General features: G+C 44.5%; 16 protein-coding genes. 14 read left to right on the top strand and 2 right to left on the bottom strand.

Going from position 1 to position 20,549, the window contains the following annotated elements:
* Positions 1–27: 27 nt before the first annotated feature.
* A complete protein-coding gene (uvrA, locus tag ACR64G_RS09365) occupies positions 28–2,946 on the bottom strand; it encodes an excinuclease ABC subunit UvrA (protein ID WP_435979028.1) in 2,919 nt (972 codons plus the stop codon).
* 498 nt (positions 2,947–3,444) lie between these two features.
* On the opposite strand from uvrA, the gene ACR64G_RS09360 reads away from it, so the two are divergent.
* From ACR64G_RS09360 to ACR64G_RS09305, 12 genes are all read left to right on the top strand, one after another.
* On the top strand, positions 3,445–4,809 hold the full coding sequence (locus tag ACR64G_RS09360; protein ID WP_435979027.1) for an MFS transporter: 1,365 nt from the start codon (positions 3,445–3,447) through the stop codon (positions 4,807–4,809).
* Between the two features lie 32 nt (positions 4,810–4,841).
* Complete coding sequence (locus ACR64G_RS09355; RefSeq protein WP_435979026.1) at positions 4,842–5,459, top strand: DUF3833 domain-containing protein; 618 nt, start codon at positions 4,842–4,844, stop codon at positions 5,457–5,459.
* A gap of 181 nt (positions 5,460–5,640) precedes the next feature.
* Positions 5,641–6,222, top strand: a complete 582-nt coding sequence (gene ssb, locus ACR64G_RS09350; RefSeq protein ID WP_435979025.1) for a single-stranded DNA-binding protein — start codon at positions 5,641–5,643, stop codon at positions 6,220–6,222.
* Between the two features lie 478 nt (positions 6,223–6,700).
* Positions 6,701–7,024, top strand: coding sequence for an H-NS histone family protein (locus ACR64G_RS09345; protein WP_435979024.1), 324 nt, complete (start codon positions 6,701–6,703; stop codon positions 7,022–7,024).
* A gap of 213 nt (positions 7,025–7,237) precedes the next feature.
* On the top strand, positions 7,238–8,050 hold the full coding sequence (gene gspN, locus ACR64G_RS09340) for a type II secretion system protein N (RefSeq protein ID WP_435979023.1): 813 nt from the start codon (positions 7,238–7,240) through the stop codon (positions 8,048–8,050).
* Positions 8,051–8,956, top strand: a complete 906-nt coding sequence (locus ACR64G_RS09335; protein ID WP_435979022.1) for a type II secretion system protein N — start codon at positions 8,051–8,053, stop codon at positions 8,954–8,956.
* Between the two features lie 222 nt (positions 8,957–9,178).
* Positions 9,179–11,425, top strand: a complete 2,247-nt coding sequence (gene gspD, locus ACR64G_RS09330; protein WP_435979021.1) for a type II secretion system secretin GspD — start codon at positions 9,179–9,181, stop codon at positions 11,423–11,425.
* A gap of 38 nt (positions 11,426–11,463) precedes the next feature.
* Positions 11,464–11,625: a hypothetical protein gene (locus ACR64G_RS09325; RefSeq protein WP_435979020.1), complete on the top strand. Its 162-nt coding sequence runs from the start codon at positions 11,464–11,466 to the stop codon at positions 11,623–11,625.
* 139 nt (positions 11,626–11,764) lie between these two features.
* Entirely contained in the window at positions 11,765–12,730 is a 966-nt protein-coding gene (locus ACR64G_RS09320) for a hypothetical protein (RefSeq protein ID WP_435979019.1), read from the top strand.
* Positions 12,731–12,855: 125 nt separating this feature from the next.
* Positions 12,856–13,815: a TatD family hydrolase gene (locus tag ACR64G_RS09315; protein WP_435980702.1), complete on the top strand. Its 960-nt coding sequence runs from the start codon at positions 12,856–12,858 to the stop codon at positions 13,813–13,815.
* A gap of 5 nt (positions 13,816–13,820) precedes the next feature.
* Positions 13,821–14,645 carry a tRNA threonylcarbamoyladenosine dehydratase gene (locus tag ACR64G_RS09310; RefSeq protein ID WP_435979018.1) on the top strand — a complete coding sequence of 275 codons (825 nt, stop codon included), beginning with the start codon at positions 13,821–13,823 and terminating at the stop codon, positions 14,643–14,645.
* A 106-nt stretch (positions 14,646–14,751) separates the two neighbouring features.
* Positions 14,752–16,476, top strand: coding sequence for an ATP-binding protein (locus tag ACR64G_RS09305; protein WP_435979017.1), 1,725 nt, complete (start codon positions 14,752–14,754; stop codon positions 16,474–16,476).
* A 121-nt stretch (positions 16,477–16,597) separates the two neighbouring features.
* Here ACR64G_RS09305 and efp read toward each other — a convergent pair whose 3' ends face one another.
* Positions 16,598–17,170: an elongation factor P gene (efp, locus tag ACR64G_RS09300; RefSeq protein WP_435979016.1), complete on the bottom strand. Its 573-nt coding sequence runs from the start codon at positions 17,168–17,170 to the stop codon at positions 16,598–16,600.
* 166 nt (positions 17,171–17,336) lie between these two features.
* Between efp and epmB the strand changes: the two genes are divergently transcribed.
* Positions 17,337–18,344 carry an EF-P beta-lysylation protein EpmB gene (gene epmB / locus ACR64G_RS09295; protein ID WP_435979015.1) on the top strand — a complete coding sequence of 336 codons (1,008 nt, stop codon included), beginning with the start codon at positions 17,337–17,339 and terminating at the stop codon, positions 18,342–18,344.
* Positions 18,345–18,564: 220 nt separating this feature from the next.
* Positions 18,565–20,391 (top strand): hypothetical protein, encoded by a 1,827-nt coding sequence (locus ACR64G_RS09290; RefSeq protein WP_435979014.1) that lies wholly within the window; start codon positions 18,565–18,567, stop codon positions 20,389–20,391.
* The last annotated feature ends 158 nt before the right edge of the window (positions 20,392–20,549 follow it).

Here is a 20,549-nt window from a genome sequence, read left to right as displayed (position 1 = left end):
TCCAATCACTATCTAACTGGTTACCTACTAACTCACTTCTTTCATCGCTTGCTTAAGCATAGGCTTCAAGAACTCACCGGTATACGAGCCTTTCACTTCTGCCACTTCCTCAGGCGTCCCTTCCGCGATAATCAGTCCGCCACCTTTACCACCTTCAGGGCCAAGATCAATCACCCAATCAGCCGTTTTGATAACGTCGAGATTGTGCTCGATGACGACGATGGTATTACCTTTATCGCGGAGTGCATGGAGGATATGCAAGAGCTTATCGATATCATGGAAATGCAAACCAGTGGTTGGCTCATCCAAGATATACAGCGTTTGTCCCGTATCACGTTTGGCAAGTTCACGCGCGAGTTTCACCCGCTGTGCTTCACCACCGGATAGCGTCGGCGCGGATTGACCGAGGCGGATATAGCTTAGACCGACATCCATGAGCGCTTGCAGACGACGATAGATTGCGGGTATCGCTGAGAAGAATTCAACCGCATCTTCTACCGTCATATCGAGCACGTCAGCGATGTTTTTGCCTTTATAGAGAATCTCTAGCGTCTCACGATTATAGCGTTTGCCGTGACAAGTATCACAGGGCACGTACATATCGGGTAAGAAATGCATCTCAACCTTAATGAGACCATCGCCCTGACACATCTCACAGCGACCGCCTTTGACGTTGAAGCTAAAGCGACCGGCTTTGTAACCGCGAGCACGAGCTTCTTGGGTTTGCGAAAACATCTCACGTACGGGCGTAAACACGCCTGTATAGGTCGCAGGGTTTGAGCGCGGGGTACGACCGATCGGGCTTTGATCGATGTCGACCATTTTATCTAAATGCTCAAGACCGCTAATGCTGTCGTGTTTATCCGCAATGAGCGTTGAAGCATTGTTCAATTGAGTCGCAGCAAGTGGCATCAAGGTGCGGTTAATCAGCGTTGATTTACCAGAACCTGATACGCCTGTGATACAAGTCATGATACCGATAGGCAGGGTCAAATCTACGTCGTGTAGGTTATTACCAGATGCACCTTTTAGCTCGATAGTCATCGGGATCTTTTTCGTTTTTGGTTTCGATTTGGCTTTGCCAGTCGCTTCCACTTCTATGGTTTTGGCTTTATGACGTATGCTTGGAATCTCGATTTTTTTCTTACCAGACATATATTGTCCGGTCAGCGATTCCTTGTTCGCCATGATATCTTTGACGGTGCCTTGAGCGATGATATGACCACCATGCACACCTGCGCCGACACCGATATCGATGACGTGATCCGCTTGGCGAATGGCGTCTTCATCATGCTCAACGACCAGTACCGTATTGCCCAAATCACGCAAGCGCGTTAGAGTTTTCAATAAGCGATCGTTATCGCGCTGATGCAGGCCAATAGACGGCTCGTCGAGGACATACATCACGCCCATCAAACCTGCGCCAATTTGGCTAGCCAATCGAATACGCTGCGCTTCACCGCCCGATAGGGTTTCAGCAGAGCGGGCTAGCGATAGGTAATCAAGTCCGACACTGACAAGGAAGTTCAAACGCTCATTAATCTCTTTAAAGATTTTTTCTGCGACTTCCCCTTTATGACCACTAATTTTAAGGGTTTTATAATAGTCAGCCGCGTCCCCAATAGAGAGCTTGACGATTTGAGCGATCGTTTGATCGTCGACGCGCACATTACGGGAGATTTCGTTCAAACGTGCGCCATCACAGACGTTACAGGTAGTGTCCGCTAGATATTTGGCTAGCTCATCACGCACAAGATTACTTTGGGTTTTGGCATAACGGCGCTCAAGGTACGGTAGCACGCCTTCAAAAGGAATCGTTTTATTGGTCTTACGACCGCGCTCATCGGTAAAGTTAAAGGTCAGCTTTTCTTTACCAGAGCCATGCATAATGAGATCTTGTTGCGCTTTTGGCAAGTCCTGCCACGGCGCATCCATATCTATTTTAAAATGCTTACAGACAGTGCTAAGCAAGCCAAAGTAATAAGAATGACGTTTATCCCAACCGTTAATCGCCCCTTGATTGAGCGTCTTTTCATAATGGGTAATGAGCTTTTCGGCTGCAAAGTATTGGCGTTTACCCAGACCATCACAGCTCGGACAAGCGCCGTATGGATTGTTAAAACTAAACATGCGCGGCTCAAGCTCAGAGACGGCGCGATCACAGACGGGGCAAGAGTGCTTGGCGGACATCACTTGATTCTGATCGCCACCCTCGACTGGATTGCCATCCATAAAGTGTAGGGTGACAAGACCTTGACCCAAACGCAACGCGGTCTCCAAACTTTCGGCGACGCGGTTACCCAAATCATCACGTACTTTAAAGCGATCAACGACCACCTCGATGGTATGTTTTTTCTTTTTATCGAGAGTCGGTAACTCATCGGTGTCATAGACATGACCGTCGACGCGTACGCGCACAAAGCCTTGTCCAATCAGCTGCTCTAGCAAAACCGTATGCTCGCCTTTACGCTCACGAATCACAGGTGCCAAGATCATAATCTTGGTATCAGTAGGCAAGGCCATGACTTGATCGACCATTTCGGTCACGGACTGCGCGACCATAGGCTCATTGTGCTCAGGGCAGAACGGTGTACCGATACGCGCGTACAGCAGGCGCAAATAATCGTAAATCTCAGTAATCGTACCGACCGTTGAGCGCGGGTTATGGTTGGTTGATTTTTGCTCAATCGCAATCGCAGGAGACAGCCCTTCGATACTATCGACTTCTGGCTTTTCCATTTGCGATAAGAATTGACGCGCGTATGCCGACAGACTCTCGACATAACGGCGCTGACCTTCGGCATACAGCGTATCAAAAGCTAAAGAGGACTTGCCTGAACCCGATAAACCAGTAATCACCACGAACTTATCACGTGGAATATCGAGATCAATGTTTTTGAGATTGTGAGTACGAGCGCCGCGTATTGCGATATGGTCATGTGCCATTATAGATAGGTTTCCTATGGGCTAAGAGCGTTATAAAGAGATAAACGTTAGGCTGAAAATAAAACAAAGATTGAAATATGAGTAAGTTTTGGGATTAAGTGTTAAAGGGCTTTAGGATTAAAGGTTATAGACAGTCAATCATAATAACGGGATGATTTTAGCTTGTTGTTATCCATTGGTATGCATTTATTAAAAGCGAAAATGCACCCTTTGATGATGTCAGTTGTGCTGTTCTATATTGTTATGACAATGGCATTATTCAAGGCTTAGCTGTGCTTTAAACGCTCTGATTCATAAAACTATAGCGTCATAATTAAGGGTAAAAATAACCAAGTAGGACTTGAGAATAGCAGCGTAAAAGTTTCGGCAAGCTGACGGCGAATGTCTTATACTAGGGTGCTTGATTGGTCGCGAATACTGACGAGCACAAAGTAACGTCGTTCTTGGAGTGACAAGGCTTGATGGTCAGTCGCTATTTGATATCCCTGTGAGGCAAGTATGAACAGCGTAGAAAAACGGGCAATCTTTGGGGTCGGTGGTATCTTTGCCCTGCGCATGATTGGTCTGTTTATGATCGTGCCAGTGTTTTCGGTCTACGGCGATAATTACGCACACGCTACGCCGTTTTTGATCGGTTTGGCAGTCGGGATTTATGGGCTGGGTCAGGCGATATTTCAGATACCCATGAGCCTTGCCGCGGACAAATTCCCTCGTAAGCCAATTATCATGCTCGGGTTAATACTATTTGCATTGGGCGGTATCATTGCCGCCAATGCCACCGATATCTACGAGGTTATCATCGGTCGCGCGCTGGCAGGAAGTGGCGCAGTATCGGCGGTACTCATGGCGCTACTGGCGGATGTCACCCGTGAGGAGATGCGCACCAAAGCCATGGCGACGATGGGCTTGACCATTGCGACCTCTATCATGCTCGCCTTTGCCTTTGGACCGCTACTGGTCGGCTCGCTCGGTATCTCTGGACTGTTTTGGCTGACCTCAGGGTTCGCTATTTTAGCGATGTTATTACTGTTCGTCGTACCTACGCCACTACGTGTCCTCAAGCATAATCTGGACAATAAGTCGATCGGTGAGCAGCTCGCTACCGTTCTCAAAATCGGCGATTTGAACCGTTTGCACATTGGCATCTTTGCGCTACATCTGACGATGACGGCGATATTTGTGATTTTGCCGCATCAACTGAGTGAGGTGATGGGCTTATCCGTTCGTCAGCAAGGTCTGGTTTATTTGCCGCTTTTATTCATCGGTTTTGCTGTCGCGATTCCCTTTATCATCATCGCTGAAAAAAAACGCAAAATGCGTCAAGTATTCTTAGGTGCTATGGTCTTGATGACCGCATCATTAATAGTATTAGCCGTAGGTAGTCAGGTCGGTGTTGGCATTATCCTAGGGCTATTACTTTATTTTATGGGATTTAATCTGTTAGAGGCAACCATTCCGTCGTGGATATCCAAGCGCGCGCCTGTCGCTAACAAAGCCACTGCGATGGGACTAAATTCATCAAGTCAGTTCTTTGGTGCCTTTATCGGCGGGGCGATGGGTGGTCTATTATTGACTCAGCCCAATCTACTGGCATGGGGTATATTGGCAGCTATTATGGGCGCAGCACTACTGCTTATCTTACCTATATCTCAGCCGCCTTATCTATCAAGTACCACTGTCACTATTCCTAAGAACATTGATATACAGCATTGGTCACAGCAAGTGATGGCAGTCGATGGCGTTGATGAATTGGTCGTGATGGCAAAAGAGCAAGTCGCTTATTTAAAGTTGGACAAGACTCAGTTGACTGATAACTCACGCGCACAGCTATCTGATCTGGCGCAAAGCCCGCTAAATATTTAATCGTTTCAACTATTGATATAAAGGGAATTATAATGAATAAATTTAAAATATTATCGACTGGTCAGACAAACCCAAAGTCGAGCGCTACTTCAGCTTTTAAGCTCAAGATTAAGCTGGGACTCGGAGTGCTATTATCAGCAACACTATTGGCATCTGGCTGTGCCACTCAAAATATTCAAACCTATCAAAACGCCACGCCAACGCTTGATATGCATGAGTTTTTTTCGGGTCAAATTGATGGCTATGGCATGTTCCAAGGGCGTAGTGGCGAGGTCAAAAAACGTTTTTATGTCGACATTGACGCGACCCACGAAGGCGATAATGTTATTGTACTCAATGAAAATTTCGACTGGGCAGACGGCACTAAGTCACAACGCATATGGCGTTTGACCGAGCAGCCTAATGGTCAATGGACGGGTACCGCAGGAGACGTTATCGGTACTGCCAAAGGCGAGGTTGTGGGTAATGCCTTTCACTGGAGTTATGTGCTAGATTTGCCAGTTGATGACAAGACTTATGAAGTCAAGTTTGACGATTGGATGTATCTGATCAGCGATGATGTCATGCTTAATCGCGCGGTGATGAGTAAGTTTGGGGTGGAGCTTGGTAGCGTGACATTGAGTATGCAGCGTAAAGAGACTGACAAATAATACTGATATACAAAGGTATTGTATTAACTATTGGTTATTCAATAGGTCGCGACATTCATTGTCGTAACTTGAAAACTAGCTCTAGATATTTGAACAAAAATTGGTTAAAGTAAACTTAGATTATCAGTCGTCTCTTTAATACATGACTGATTGTATGATTCATAAATAAAAGGAAGGTATTATGCGCGGCGTTAATAAAGTTATCATTATCGGTAATCTTGGTGCAGATCCTGAAGCGCGTCAATTCAACAATGGCGGTAGTGTTACGAACATCTCAGTGGCGACCTCAGAGCAATGGACGGATAAGCAAAGCGGAGAAAAAAGAGAAGCGACGGAGTGGCATCGTATCTCGCTGTTTAATCGCTTAGGCGAGATTGCAGCGCAGTATCTGCGTAAAGGTAGCAAAGTCTATATTGAAGGCAGTTTGCGTACTCGTAAATATCAAGATCCAAACGGACAAGATCGTTATATTACTGAGATTCGCGCAGAGCAAATGCAGATGCTAGATGGCGCAACGGGTGGTCAAGGCGGCAATGAGAGCTATGGCAATCAAGGCGGTTCAAATAACTTTGGTCAGCAGCCGCAAGATAATTATAATCAAGGCGGTGCTCAAGGTATCACTCAAAACAATAATCAAAACACCTTTAACAACAACCAAAAGCCGACCACGCCGCAAAATAGCTTTGCATCTAACGCTTCAAGTTCAGCGCCTAAGTCTAATGCGATGCCTGATGGTCCTGTTGATGATGATATTCCGTTCTAACTTATATAAGAAAGGATGTGTAAGAAAGGAACATAAACCTCGCTACTGGCGGGGTTTTTTATATTTAATGACTCATTGCGCTCACTATAGGGTAATCAAAACCTACCTTGTTTAACTATAAAAAATACTAAGAAGCATTCTTTTTTTAACTTTAAATGATAAACAATTTTACAAACTTCTGTTTATTTAAAATAAAATAACCTAAAGAGGCGTTGCGTAGTTAAAAATTCTTTAAAAATAAAAACTTCATTATTAATATTTTATTACTTATCAATAATAAAAATTATGCTAATGTGCTCAGCAATAATACTAAGCCGCTATCCATTAGTCTTAAAAGGTATGTTTGATATTTTCTTAGAGCTTTATATTATCTGCTATAAAATACTAAGAATAAGTTCAGTATTATTACTCTTTTATTTTTGACTTGATAATGTCGATACCAATTATCAAGTCTATCACGGTTCAGAACGAGGTCACTATGAGTAAGAATAATGCTATTGATTTAGACAATCTAGACGTTGACGAGCTACGCGCTATTACTGAGAATGCTCAGCAACTCATCGCCAAAAAGCAGCATCAGCGTTTGTATGATGCTTATACGCAGTTTGAAAAAATCGCTGAAGAGAGTCACAGCACTATTGATGAGATATTAGAAGCGGGTGAGAAGCTAACCAAAAAACGCAATGTCAAATATCGCAATACCAATAACGAAGACGAGACTTGGACAGGTCGCGGTCGTAAGCCAACATGGCTTGTCGAAGCATTAGCTGATGGTCAAAGTCTTGAGAGTTTTGCTATATAATTTTTACGCTTAACTTATATTGACAAAAGTCCTATGACTCATCAAACAATCGCTTATTAGCTACGAGTAATATTGTCTCTTAAGTCAAAAAACAAAAGCCAGTATTTTTATGACCATTGCTCGGTCAAAAGATACTGGCTTTTTTTCTGTCATCTATAGGGCATTGTTTGCTATGATAATGACGTTTTTGTTTATTATAAGAGTCATTTAATAGTGTCACAGTCGTCAACCTCGTCTCATAAACGTCCGCGTAAGCTTTGGTGGCTCATCGGCTTGATTTTGTTTGCATTATTTGCGGTGCTTCAGATGCCTGCGGCGTGGGTCATTCAAAAATATGCGCCAAATAATAATTATGTACAGCACGTTTCAGGTAACTTATGGCAAGGCTCAGCTATTTGGCAGATGCCAGCACCTGACGCGCCACTGACAGGTACGGCCACTTGGGTTTGGCAACCATGGCAGCTATTCTTGGGCAGAATTGGCGCTGATGTCGAGATCAACACGGGTCAGACGCGCCTAGAGGGGCAAGTCAAACTGGGTCGTAGTGCGTGGCAAGTGGATGATATGAGTGGAAAAATAGCACCTGAGACCCTAACTAGCGTGGTCGATTGGCAACTGCCCAATACCCCTATACAGGTAAATAATGTCTCTTTGCAACGCCGAACGGGTTCAGACGCACAGGCAGCGGGATTTAGCGAAGCGGATGGACAACTCACTTGGGTGGGCGGCGAGGTCGGTTATCCTAGTGGTAGCAAAGTGTTCTATATCACGATGCCTGCGATGCGCGCTGAGCTGAGCCAAGAGCAAAAAAGTGACAAAAATATGCTGCATATCAATCTACTAAACAATCAAGACAAGCGTTTGGGAGACTTATATATTGATGGTGATAATATGGTCGATGTCAGCTTGACCCAGCGCTTGCTTGAGAATATGCCAGAGTATCAAGGTCAAGCGCCTCAAGATACCTCAGTGGTCAGCGTGCGTCAGCCGTTGTTGACAGGCTTATCAAGCGCAGGGACACCCTAGATGATACCTGCGCGCGATCGTCTCAAACCTGCCGTAGATGTTTTGAATCGTTTTTCAGGATGGCTGTTATTATTAGCGATTATTTGGCTCAGTTGGACGGTAGCACGTTTGCTATGGTTATTACTGGCAGCACCCACAGTACCCGCCTTGCCGTTAGTACCTTTGCAAAACAACACCTCAATAGAGGCAGGCGACAGTAGCCTATTTGCTATTTTTGCAGATCCTGCGCCTATTGCCGCTGCCATATTGCCGCCGCCTAACATAGGTCTCAAGGGTGTGCTACTCGCTATACCTGATAGCTTGTCCTCAGCGCTCCTCGATGTCAATGGTGAGGTCAAAAACTATCGTATCGGCGACGCGCTAAAAGACAGCGGCTACACCCTAATCGCAGTCGATTGGGATGCTATTATCATCTCAGACAGTAGTGATCAGCAAACCGTTATTAGAATGCCCGACCGCTTAACGCTTGATCAAAGTGATGTGATCGCTAATGGTATGAGCAATCAGCGTTTGCCAGCAGAGGATACTATAGCGCTCCCACAAGCTATTGCACCCATAGAGGACAGTCTAAATCCACCTGCGGCTACTGATAGCGCTGATGAGAATCCACAGTCCGCTATTAATGAAGCGGTGACCGCTTTGCAAGATAATCCTGCCAGCTATCTGAGTCGTATGGGTGTCATGGCTTCAGGTGAGGGTTATCAAGTTACAGCTGCCATGCCATCGAGCTTGCGCAATCGCTTAGGGCTAGAGCCTGGCGACAAGGTTCTAAGCGTCAATGGTCAAGGCGTCGGTAACAACCCAGCTCAAGACTCAAGCCTATTACAACAAGTACAAAAATCGGGCGAAGCACAAATAGAAGTACAGCGCGGCGATCAAGTTATTACGATTCGTCAGCAGTTTTAGCAGGTAGCTCTAATTTTAATAGGCAACTTTTTTACAGATAATTCTATATAGTAGCTTTGAATAGTGATCTTAAATAGTAGCTTGAGATCAATAGATTTAAGCAGTCTTTTATCCGTAGTTTAAAGCTGTCAATGTAAACCGTAAAATGAGTCGCTTTTATTCCCCTTATTTCAGTCGCGTTTTAGCTTATACTGAGCACCACCACAGTAGGTATTGATTATCATGGTAAGTTTGCATAAATTTTCAGTTACGCCCTTGCGCCTCTCATTGCAACGCTTGTTGGGCTATTGTCGTCCGCTATGTTTAGCGCTGCCATTGTGGGCGGCGAGCATGGGGCTTGCTCATAGCGAGAGCTGGAAGGTCAATCTACAAGATGCAGATATCAAAGCCTTTATTAATGAAGTGGCGACCATTACCAATCAAAATTTTGTGCTTGATCCACGTATCAATGGCAACGTGACGGTGATCTCAAACCGAGCGTTGTCACGTGATGAGATCTATCAGTTGTTTTTGAGTGTAATGCAAGTCAATGGCATCGCTGCTATCGACTCAGGGACGACGACCAAACTGGTACCAGATAATGTCGCCAAACAATCTGGTGTTGAAGTCGATCTACGCGGTACTAGCGTAGGTGAAGCCTTGGCCACGCGAGTGATTTATCTGACAAATACGCAAGCGGCTGAAGTGCTGGGCGTGATTCGTCCTTTGATGCCGCAATCGGCGCATGCTGCTGCCGTTCCTGGTGTCAATGCGCTGGTGCTATCTGATCGCGCTGATAGTCTGAACCAGTTGACAGCACTCATCCGTGATTTAGATAGCAATGTCAATGAGAGCTTACAGGTCATTCCTCTGCGTCACGTAGACGCTGAACGTATGATGGATCTCATTAGCAGTTTGGTCACCAGTGCTGGCGCTGCTACGCCAGGAAGTAGTCAGTTAAAGGTCATTGCAGACTCGGCAAGTGATAGGCTACTCGTCAAGGGCAGTCCTGAGATGATTGCCAAAGTACAAGAGATGGTCAATCAGCTAGACACGACGCCTTCTCGTAGACTTAGTGGCTTGCGCGTGTTCCGTCTGAAATATGCCAGCGCAAATCATATCGCTGACATGCTACGTGGGTTATTGGCCAATCAATCTATCAATAGCGCTGGAGCCGTCTCAACTCTGGAACCAGCATCACTTGCAGGTGCAAGCACAGCGGGCGTCACCCTTAATAGCGATGCCACAGAAGCGCTGAATAACAATGGGGCTGCGCCTATTGCAGCGAACAGTTCTGCTAATGCAAGCGGCAGACCTTTTAGTATTATCGCCGATGAAACGCAAAACTCGGTCATCGTCAATGCAGCGCCTGAGCTCATGTTTGAGATTGAAGAGGCCGTCAATCAGCTCGATAATCGCCGCGCGCAGGTGCTCATTCAGGCCGCTATCGTTGAGGTATCAGGTGATGATGCCACTCAGCTTGGGGTTCAATGGGCATTAGGTAACGCCAATAGTGGTTATGGCGTCGTTAACTTCAATAATGTAGGCGCGAGTGCCGCCTCCCTTGCGGCCGCAGCTCTATCAGGCGGCGGCGCAGCAGGAGCTGCAGGTATTAGTGCTGCTGCCAACTCAATCGTTGGCGCTTTGGTTGGTATTGGCGATAGCCGCAAAGACAGCAATGGTAATACAGAGTTTTATGGCGCTATTTTGCAAGCATTAGACTCCTCTACCAGCGCCAATCTACTCTCTATGCCCTCTATTTTGACTTTAGATAATGAAAAGGCCAGTATCTTAGTTGGTCAGAATGTGCCTTTTGTGACAGGATCATTTACGACTAGTGGCAACTCATCAACCAACCCTTTTCAGACTATTGAGCGTCAAGATATCGGTATCAATCTCAATGTGATCCCGCACATCGGTGATAATGGTACGGTGCGATTAGAGGTCTCGCAAGAAGTATCCTCGGTAGTACCCGGTAGCGTTGGCAATGCTAATGGCATTATCACCAATAAAAGCCTCATCAATACGACGATTTTGGCTGACGATCAGCAGACAATCGCTTTAGGTGGCCTAATGCGTGACAACACAACGACCCGCCAGCAAAAAGTGCCAGGCTTGGGTAATGTGCCTTTTATTGGGCGACTATTTCGCTCAGATAGTGATAGTGCTCAAAAAAGCAATTTGATTATCTTTTTACAGCCGACTATCTTACGTGATGGCGGGGCAGTGGCGAGCGTAACAGAGCGCAAATACAATCAGATGCGCGTACTACAGTTGGTCATCGACAAGAATGGCACGATCAAACAGTTACCCCTTAGCGGTACAGAAGGCTGGAATGGCGACGTCAGCGCAGATTATGAGCTTATGAACCTAAACCCTCTGATACCAAAGCGTGACCAAACGCCAAGATCGTCACCTTCAGGTTTTACGCGAGTTGATAGCCCAAGTGCGAGCGGTAGCGGCGTGACGACGTATCCCTTGAACCGCTAATACTTGCTTTATTAATCTGTTAAATGCGGGAGTACGATATGACTATAAAAAAGTGGGTAGCTTTGAGCGCGGTTGGTGCCGCTTTGTTACTCATTCCTAGACGTAGTAGCCGCCAATCCGCCACCAGTAGTGAGCCAAAAAAGCCAACTACTCATAAAGAAGATGAGCATAACTTAGACCACTCCAAAACAGACAAGTAGAGGGTTTTAGTCATAGAGTTTGTCTCAACTTCATACACAAGGGTCACACAGTATTTGACATACAAGAGTAATATTCAACCTACCTCTGCCTCATCTGCTGTGCTAATATTTTAATTCCTTTACTTTAGTAGTCACTTCTATGAATGCCCAGCATAATACTCGCGTGCACAGATGGTTTTCTGTACTGATTTGGATAATGATTGTCCTAATCTTAGCGGTATTACTAGGCTGTAAACCGCAGCCAAAGTCTATGTTTGAGCAGCAAGCCGAAGTTGAGTCTGCCAAAGAGTTTGATACAAATATCAGTACGAAATCAGACGTGGATACCGCAATAGTCGATACGGTTGAACCTATTAATAGTAGCAGTTCGACGGCTACGAATATTCGGATTATCAAACAGCAGGCCGTTGCTCGTCAGCCAAATTGTTCGGAAAAATCCTGTCAGTATTTTGAGCTAAATATTGTGGATTTTTCTCCCAAACAGCCTTGGCTTACGAGTATTATGTGGCAAACAATCGCTCATGTACTGGCGCCAGAGATGCCCTTAACCAGCGAAGATGAAGCGGCTAAAAAAATCATCCTTATGCTACTCAATCAGATTGAATATGGTGAGAGTGCTGTGAGTACGCTGCCCATGTATCAGCGTATTGATACCGAGATGATATTTAATCCTGTCTCTAGTCAAGACAATATCGCTACAGGTTATCTATTTGTTCGCTCTAGCGTGTCAAAATACGATAGCAACGAGCAGTTCAATTATGTCATGCTCGATATGCAAAAAAAGCTACAACTTACTATTGAAGACATTTTACTGCCAGAGGTAGACCGAGACAAGTTGTTGGCTACTTTTCAAACAGCCAAAAAAGACTGGTTAATCTTGCAAGGGGTAAAAAAGCAATATCTCGATGAGTGGCCACTACAGCTCTCAGAGCAATGGTATCTTGATGAGGCGGGATTACATATGGTCTATCAAGCTGATACGCTAATAAAGGCCAGTAATCCTTCAAAAAATAGTACTGGTGCTGTGGATTTACTGGTGCCTTATGCCTTGTTGCAAGGACTGATCAAGCCCAGTTATATAGTTCGCGCTATCAACCCATCTTAATAACTCAATATATCAATATGGAAGCGTCTATGCCTGGCACTAGCCTGATATCAGCAAATAGCGATTGTGTTCAACATCGTGTTTCTACCGATTCAATACCTATTAACGCAACGTCTCACTTTCCAATGATAGACACGCATACCCATTTTGATGCGCCAACCTTTGATCATGATAGACTCGTGCAAACACAAAGAGCTTATCAGAGCGGCGTTCATCATTTAGTATTAGTCGGTTATTTACAGCGCTACTTTGAGCGCTTATACGCCTGTCAGCAAACACTGACACCCCTGAATATGCAGACGGACATAGAACAACGAGCGTTATTAGCCGCTGAAGTATCATTACCGCAGGTGCATATCGCACTTGGCTTACACCCTTTTTATATTGCTCAGCATACAGAGGCGCATCTAGAAGCTATGGCAAAACGTCTCACCAATCAGCGTCCGCTTGCGATCGGTGAGATAGGACTCGATACCTATACTGACGAGATGAAAACGCCTGATATGCTCGCCAAACAAGTGAGGTTTTTTGAGGCGCAACTGGATATGGCGGTGACTCATCAGCTTCCTGTGATGCTCCATATCCGAAAGGCACACGCTGACGTTTTAGCTATATTGAAGGCTCATGAGTACGACGCACATACCCTTGGAGGTATCGCCCATAGTTTTAGTGGTGGCGTACAAGAAGCCAAGGCTTTTGTTAAACTAGGTTTCAAGCTTGGCGTTACAGGTCAAGTGAGTAACCCCAACGCAAAAAAACTACGCCGCGCCATTGTAGCCGCTGTTGAAAAGTATGGTACTAGCTGCCTAGTGATAGAGACGGATTGCCCAGATATGATGCCCATTATGTGTCAACAGCAGGCAGATTTGCCGACATCAGGTCAAAGTCCAGATGATGAGTGGCATGATATCTCAGATCACAACAGAAACGTACCTGCGAACTTGCCTTGGGTATTGACGAGTTTAAGTGAGCTACTTAACGTAGAGGTGACAATCCTTGCGCGGCAGTTGTGGCAAAACAGCTGTGCGGCGCTACGAACAACATGGGCATATCCATTATCCAACCTAGCTAACGAGAACTATTGAGTATTATGAGTCAAGTATCAGATAGCCAATACGAACGCCGATTTAAGGGTACAAAGACACTTTATGGATCCGTAGCCACCGATACCTTTTCGGCGGCGCACGTTTATATCATCGGTGTAGGCGGGGTAGGGTCATGGGCTGCTGAAGCATTAGCGCGTACCGCAGTTGGCACTCTAACCTTGGTTGATTTGGACGTACTCGTTGCCTCCAATGTCAATCGTCAATTGCCCGCTTTAGACAGCACTTTTGGTCAGGGTAAGATTGAGGTTATGGGTCAGCGTATCCGTGAGATTAATCCAAAAGTAACCTTGCATCTGATTGATGATTTTTTGAGCACTGATAATGTAGAGACCTTGTTGCCTAGCCGCGCAGAGGCAAAGCTAGCTGCCAAACAAGGTCGTCCTATTGTTATCTTAGATTGCGTCGATGATATGAGCGCCAAGCTTGCTATTGCTTTGCATTGTCGCTTTAATAAGCTCAAGCTCATTTGTGCAGGCGGCGCGGGCGGCAAGACTGATCCACGTCAGATCACAGTAAGTGATTTGCGCGATACTTACCAAGACCCATTACTAGCAAGGTTGCGTCATAAATTACGGCACGAAAAGTGCATCAATAAAGACCTAAAAGAGAAGTTCGGTATTAAATGTGTCTATTCCACTGAGCCACCGCAAGTAGACAAAAGCTCTCAAGCAGGTGGTCTGCAATGCGGCGGTTATGGGTCAGCAGTCGTTATGACCTCGGTTGTGGCTATGATAATGGTCAGCGAAGCCCTAGATATACTAAGTAAGCAGACATTAAATAAAAGATCTAACAGTACCCCTACTATCTGATGCTACCTTTGGTATAAGTTGTAATGAGATAGAGAATAAGGGGCGCTGAAACTAATCGTCACCTTAATATGAATATCGGTCGTATTACTAAGTCGTGGAGAGCGTCTTGTCTATATTGAATTATCCAATAGCGATAGATGAAGAAGATCGCATCGCTAAATTGAATAAATATCAGCTGCTAAATAGCGAGCATGATCCTGCTTTTGCTCGTTTAACAGAACTAGTCAAATTGTTTTTTGATGTGCCGATTGTGACGATCACTTTTATGGATGAGCATACTCAGTATCTGAGATCAGCTCATGGCATGGAGGGCGCTTGTAGTACCACGCGTGAGGTCGCTATCTGCAACTATACGGTGTTATCTAATGATGTTTTTGTAGTGCCAGATTTATCAAAAGACAGTCGTTTTTCTCAAAATCCGCTCATTACAGAGAGTCTTCATCTGCGTTTTTATGCAGGTGCACCCATCTTGTTGTATGAAGACAACAAGGTATATCGTTTGGGCTCTTTGTGCCTTATGGATACCCAGCCCAACCATATTTTCGATGATGAGCAAAAAGAGCTATTGACGAAATTTGCAGCGATGGCCTCAGACGCTCTCGAGTTACGAGAAAATCAACGTACTGCTAAACATGCTAATAAGATGAAGTCGGATTTTTTGGCGAATATGAGTCACGAGATACGCACACCGATGAATGGTATCATCGGTATGATCGATATGCTTGGCGAGACCAACTTGAGCTTTGAGCAAAAAGAGTATTTAAATAATGTAAAGGTATCCACTGAGCATCTACTTGCGATTATCAACGGTATTTTAGATTTATCTAAGGTTGAGTCTGGCAAGATGGTCATTGACAATGTCCCGATGAACCTATCGACACTGTGCAACGAGGTAGTGAGCCTATTTGCAGCAAAGGCGCGTCAGCGCGGTTTAACTTTAAATTACTACTATACAGAAGCGCTATCGCCTCATGTACAAGGCGATCCTGTTAGGCTCAAGCAAATACTAGCGAACCTTGTGAATAATGCTATTAAGTTTACGCGTGAAGGCGGGCAAGTCACTATCAATGTTAAACATGCCGCTATTGATGATGACTATGACAACGATGATGAAGCGATAGATTCTGAAACTATGACTTTGTGCATTGAGGTGATCGATTCAGGGGTTGGGATCAAACCTGACTCTTTGGGTGCTATTTTTGATGCGTATAACCAAGCAGATAGCTCAACGCATCGCTTATATGGTGGTACGGGCTTGGGATTGTCCGTCTGTAAGTCTTTAGTCAATCTTATGGGCGGTTATATAGAAGTAGATAGCGAGGTCGGTGTCGGATCTACCTTTGTCGTTATGCTACCTCTGCCAACTATCGATAAAGAGCAGTACGATGAGTGGCAACTGACTCATGATAACACCGTCTCTACTCCTAGTGCTCAGCGTACCGGTCACATCCTGCTGGTTGAGGATGATAATGTCAACGCGATCATCGCCAAAAAAGCCTTACGTGATGGTGGTCATATTGTGACGCATGTCACCGATGGTCAACAAGCTATTGAACACTTTGCGCTCTATCCTGAGCGTTATGATATTATCTTGATGGATCATCATATGCCTATTATGGATGGAGTGCAGGCTACCATCAAATTGCATGAGCTTTATGATCCACAAACGCTACCGCCTATCATTGCGCTTACCGCAAATGCTATGGATGGCGAACGCAAAAAATACTTAATGGTCGGTATGCAAGACTACTGTACTAAACCCTTTAAGAAGGATCAATTAAATGCTCTGATACAGTATTGGCTTATGCATAAACAGTCGTTGCCAGAGTAGTCATAAGGATCTATATCTACAACCACAAAAGCTTAGTCATTTAATTGATGACTAAGCTTTTTGGGTTTTGATGCTATGATTTGAAATTATTTGCTTAAAAGTATTTATAGTTCTATAACTATTAACTTACACGGGTTTGATAATCGCCAGTACGAGTGTCTACTCGTACTACTTCGCCCTGTTGCACAAATAAAGGCACACGAACCACAGCGCCAGTTTCAAGCGTTGCAGGCTTACCGCCGCCACCTGAAGTATCACCGCGAACCCCAGGATCCGTTTCAGTTATCTGTAATTCTACAAAATTGGGCGGGGTAATGGTTAATGGTACACCATTGAACAAGGTAATCACGCAAGACGCGTTGCTGTTATCTTTTAGCCATTTGTCCGCAGTACCAATGGCTGTTTTATCCGCTTGAATTTGCTCAAAGGTTTCTGAGTCCATAAAATGCCAAAACTCACCATCGTTGTACAGATAGTCCATATCAGTATCGATGACGTCCGCCGCCTCTAAGCTATCACCAGATTTAAAGGTTTGCTCTAATACCTTACCGCTACGCAGATTGCGTAATTTGACGCGGTTAAAAGCCTGTCCTTTACCCGGTTTTACAAACTCATTTTCCATAATAGAACATGGATTGCCATCTAGCATGACTTTTAGACCGGCTTTAAATTCATTGGTAGAAAAACTTGCCACAAGAGACTCCTAAGGGTTGTCATTATTTAAAATTTTGCAGATGAGGAGCTATACTATTTCATTTTATTGAAAAGGTAAGCTGAATGCTAAGAGTAGAATTGGTCTATATTTTGATAGGGTACCTATTATCAGCGTATAATATCGCCTTTTGGGCATAGGTGTTGTCATGATAAACCATTTAATCACACAAAAAAACTGGCAAACACAATTATCCGAAGCCATCAGCTCTATCGATGAGCTATTAGCCCTACTAGGCCTTGAATCCCTAAAAACCCAAGTCTATATCCCAGAGCATTTTAAGCTGCGAGTACCGCGCGCTTTTGTCGCAAAAATGAGGGTAGGGGACGCTAATGACCCGCTACTCAGACAAGTCCTACCTGACAAGCAAGAACAGATCGCAGTGACAGGGTATGTATCTGATCCACTCGCTGAAAACGAGCAAAACCCTATTCAGGGTATGCTACATAAGTATGAGTCTAGAGTACTACTGACGGTTACAGGCGCGTGCGCTATTCATTGTCGTTACTGCTTTCGCCAGCACTTTGATTACAATGCTAATCTGCCCACCAGTGCGGTACAAAAAGATATCATCACTTATATCAATGAACATCCTGAGGTCAACGAGGTTATATTAAGTGGCGGCGATCCACTGAGTATTAGCAATCGACGGCTGTTTGCTTGGCTAGATACGCTAGAGTCTATCGAACAATTGACGACTATTCGCTTGCATACTCGATTACCGCTTGTCATCCCTGAACGACTAGATAACGAGCTATTAGAAAAACTCGCCAAAAGTCGCTGTCACCTTGTCATGGTCATTCATTGCAATCATGCCAATGAGATTGATGAGCATACTTTGTCGTATCTCAAGCGCGCCCGTGCCGCCAATATTACACTGCTAAATCAAACCGTTCTGTTGTCTGGTATTAACGATGATGTCGATACTCAAGTGAATTTAAGTTTACGCTTATTTACCGCAGGCGTATTGCCTTATTACTTGCACATGCTCGATAAGGTTGCAGGAGCGGCACACTTTGATCTCGATGAACGGTCGAATATAGAACTTTACTGGTCAATGCTTGCAAAATTACCAGGATATCTGGTTCCCAAGCTCGTAAGAGAGTTGCCGAACAGACCTTTTAAGGTGCCCGTTGACATTTACGAGACTAACTAAAGTCGGCACTATGGTATGTTTAAATTGTGAAAGAGAATTTGGTACTTGATGAACAAGTAATTTTGAGACCTCAAGCATACCTTGTCTAGTTTATCTATAATAAAATGCCGTTGATACTTTTATATATCAGTGAGTGTCAATATGTATATTTATATGACTATGTAAATATACATATTGACACTATATAAAGTTACTCTGGTATATCTATAAAGGAGTTTCTATGGCCACTTTGTCAGCGTTTCAGAAATATCTATCAAATAAAAGTTTACTGCCACAATCATCGCGCCAGTACGTGCATGGTCAAGAGCAGCAGCTGCGCGAATGGACCTTGCATCTGTCTTCGCAAACCCAAAACGAGCAGGCTCATCAATTAGAAGAAGTATTTGCTGATCTGGCCGCCTCTGATTTAGATGATGATGAACGTCTCACCCTAGCATCTATCGTCATGAGCGCGACTGACAAGCTTATCGTTGATCTGCGCAAGCACTATATCTATGAGATGGAGGCTTTTAAAGCACATCAGATGAGATATGTGTCTCAAGTTGAATCGTTATATTACGCCGCAATTTTAGTTTATGACGGCGTTATACAACGTCATTTAGAGCGCGATAGTCAAGCGCTTATTCGACCCAAAAGTGGTTGGATACGGTATTTTACACATGCTAAAGCGCCGATAGTATCGCCGTTATCGATAGCAATCTATCACTCCTTAGCGCTTTATCAAAGGCTGTTGGCACAAAAAGCGATCTGCTATCAGTATTTACCTGCCAATATCTGGCTGGGTATCAATCAGCTATACTACACCGCTGAGCAGTATAATTTGACTCATGTAGATCTAAGTGCTGAAGTCGTTACTCGTCATGCTGATACTATTCACAAGCTTTATGTGCAGATATGCCTTCATAGCTTACTAAACGTACGCTCCTTGTCTCGCGCTGATATTTTACTGCTTCAGCGGCTGTTGCCGGAGTGGTCAAATCATGTCGTTGCAGGTACTAATCCTGAGACCAAAACTCGGGTATTTGTAGACTTGCACAGTGACTATCCGCCGACCTATCTCACGGGACACTCTAGAATCAACCCGTATAAAAAAGAACATGACTGTGTATTTATTGAGCTGGCACCATTAGCAACATACTTACAATCGCGTCGTCCCTTTTTAGCTACCGATGGTAGCGAGATGGCTATTCAGTTTTTGATGGATAAAGTGTGGTCGATGTTATCGTATCGCTCGTATCGCTACATTCAGCAAAAGTATGCGTCTATTAGCACATCAAGTTCTAAGCAGCGCGCGACTATTATCACCGGATTCAATACTATTCACTACAATGCTGCAGGTAAAAAAAGCCTTATGAGTTTAATTGCGCTGCAAAAAATCCCGCTTGAGTGGCGACCCCGCTATGATACTCAGCCAACCGAGTCCTCAAATAAACGTAGCATACCAGTTGAGACTTTTTCTAGCGTCGATTCGGAATCACCGTTTAGAACCCTACACCTATTACCGAATTTGGCTGACTTTTCAAATCAGCAAACAGACAATGCATGGCTGAATAAAGAGGATGCGACCGACCTCAAAGGCGATACTGGTTTTTCAAATGCCATTTACGATAGTGTCAGCAGTACAGCGCCGCCAGTACTCAAACTTATGAATCTATTTTTGTTATGCCGAACTGACAAAAACGGCGACAACACTGATCGTTCTATAGGCGTAGTACGCTGGGTCAATATCGACCAACAAAACCGGCAGGGCGGTAGTTTATCGGGCACCAACCAAGAGATAGAATGGCAAATACTTGGTCATAAATTTAGTGCATGCGCGCTACGCCTGATTGATAGAGGGGCTCGTAATCAGCATCTCATTCCTGCACTGATTATCGGCAGTGACACTGGGCTACAGACGAATTTTAGCTTGTTATTACCGACGCACAATTGGAAAGTGAATGATAGAGTAATGGTCTGTATTAATGATAAGCAGCAGTCTTTACGCTTGCAACGTAAACTGCTCACTACAGAAGAATTTAGCCAGTTTGAGGCAGTATATATCTAAGTTTTATTTTCATTTAACCTAGTAGTCTATGTTTGAGTACATTTACTACTAATTTTATTATAAGTGCATGTCAAGCCATAACTGACTAAATTATTGCTTAAGTTCACAGATGCTTGTACTCTAGTTTTATACTTAATAGAGCGTTCTAAGACATAACA

Source organism: Psychrobacter sp. DM4, assembly GCF_051307035.1.
GTDB lineage: Bacteria > Pseudomonadota > Gammaproteobacteria > Pseudomonadales > Moraxellaceae > Psychrobacter.
This window is presented reverse-complemented; position numbering and strand designations above follow the sequence as displayed.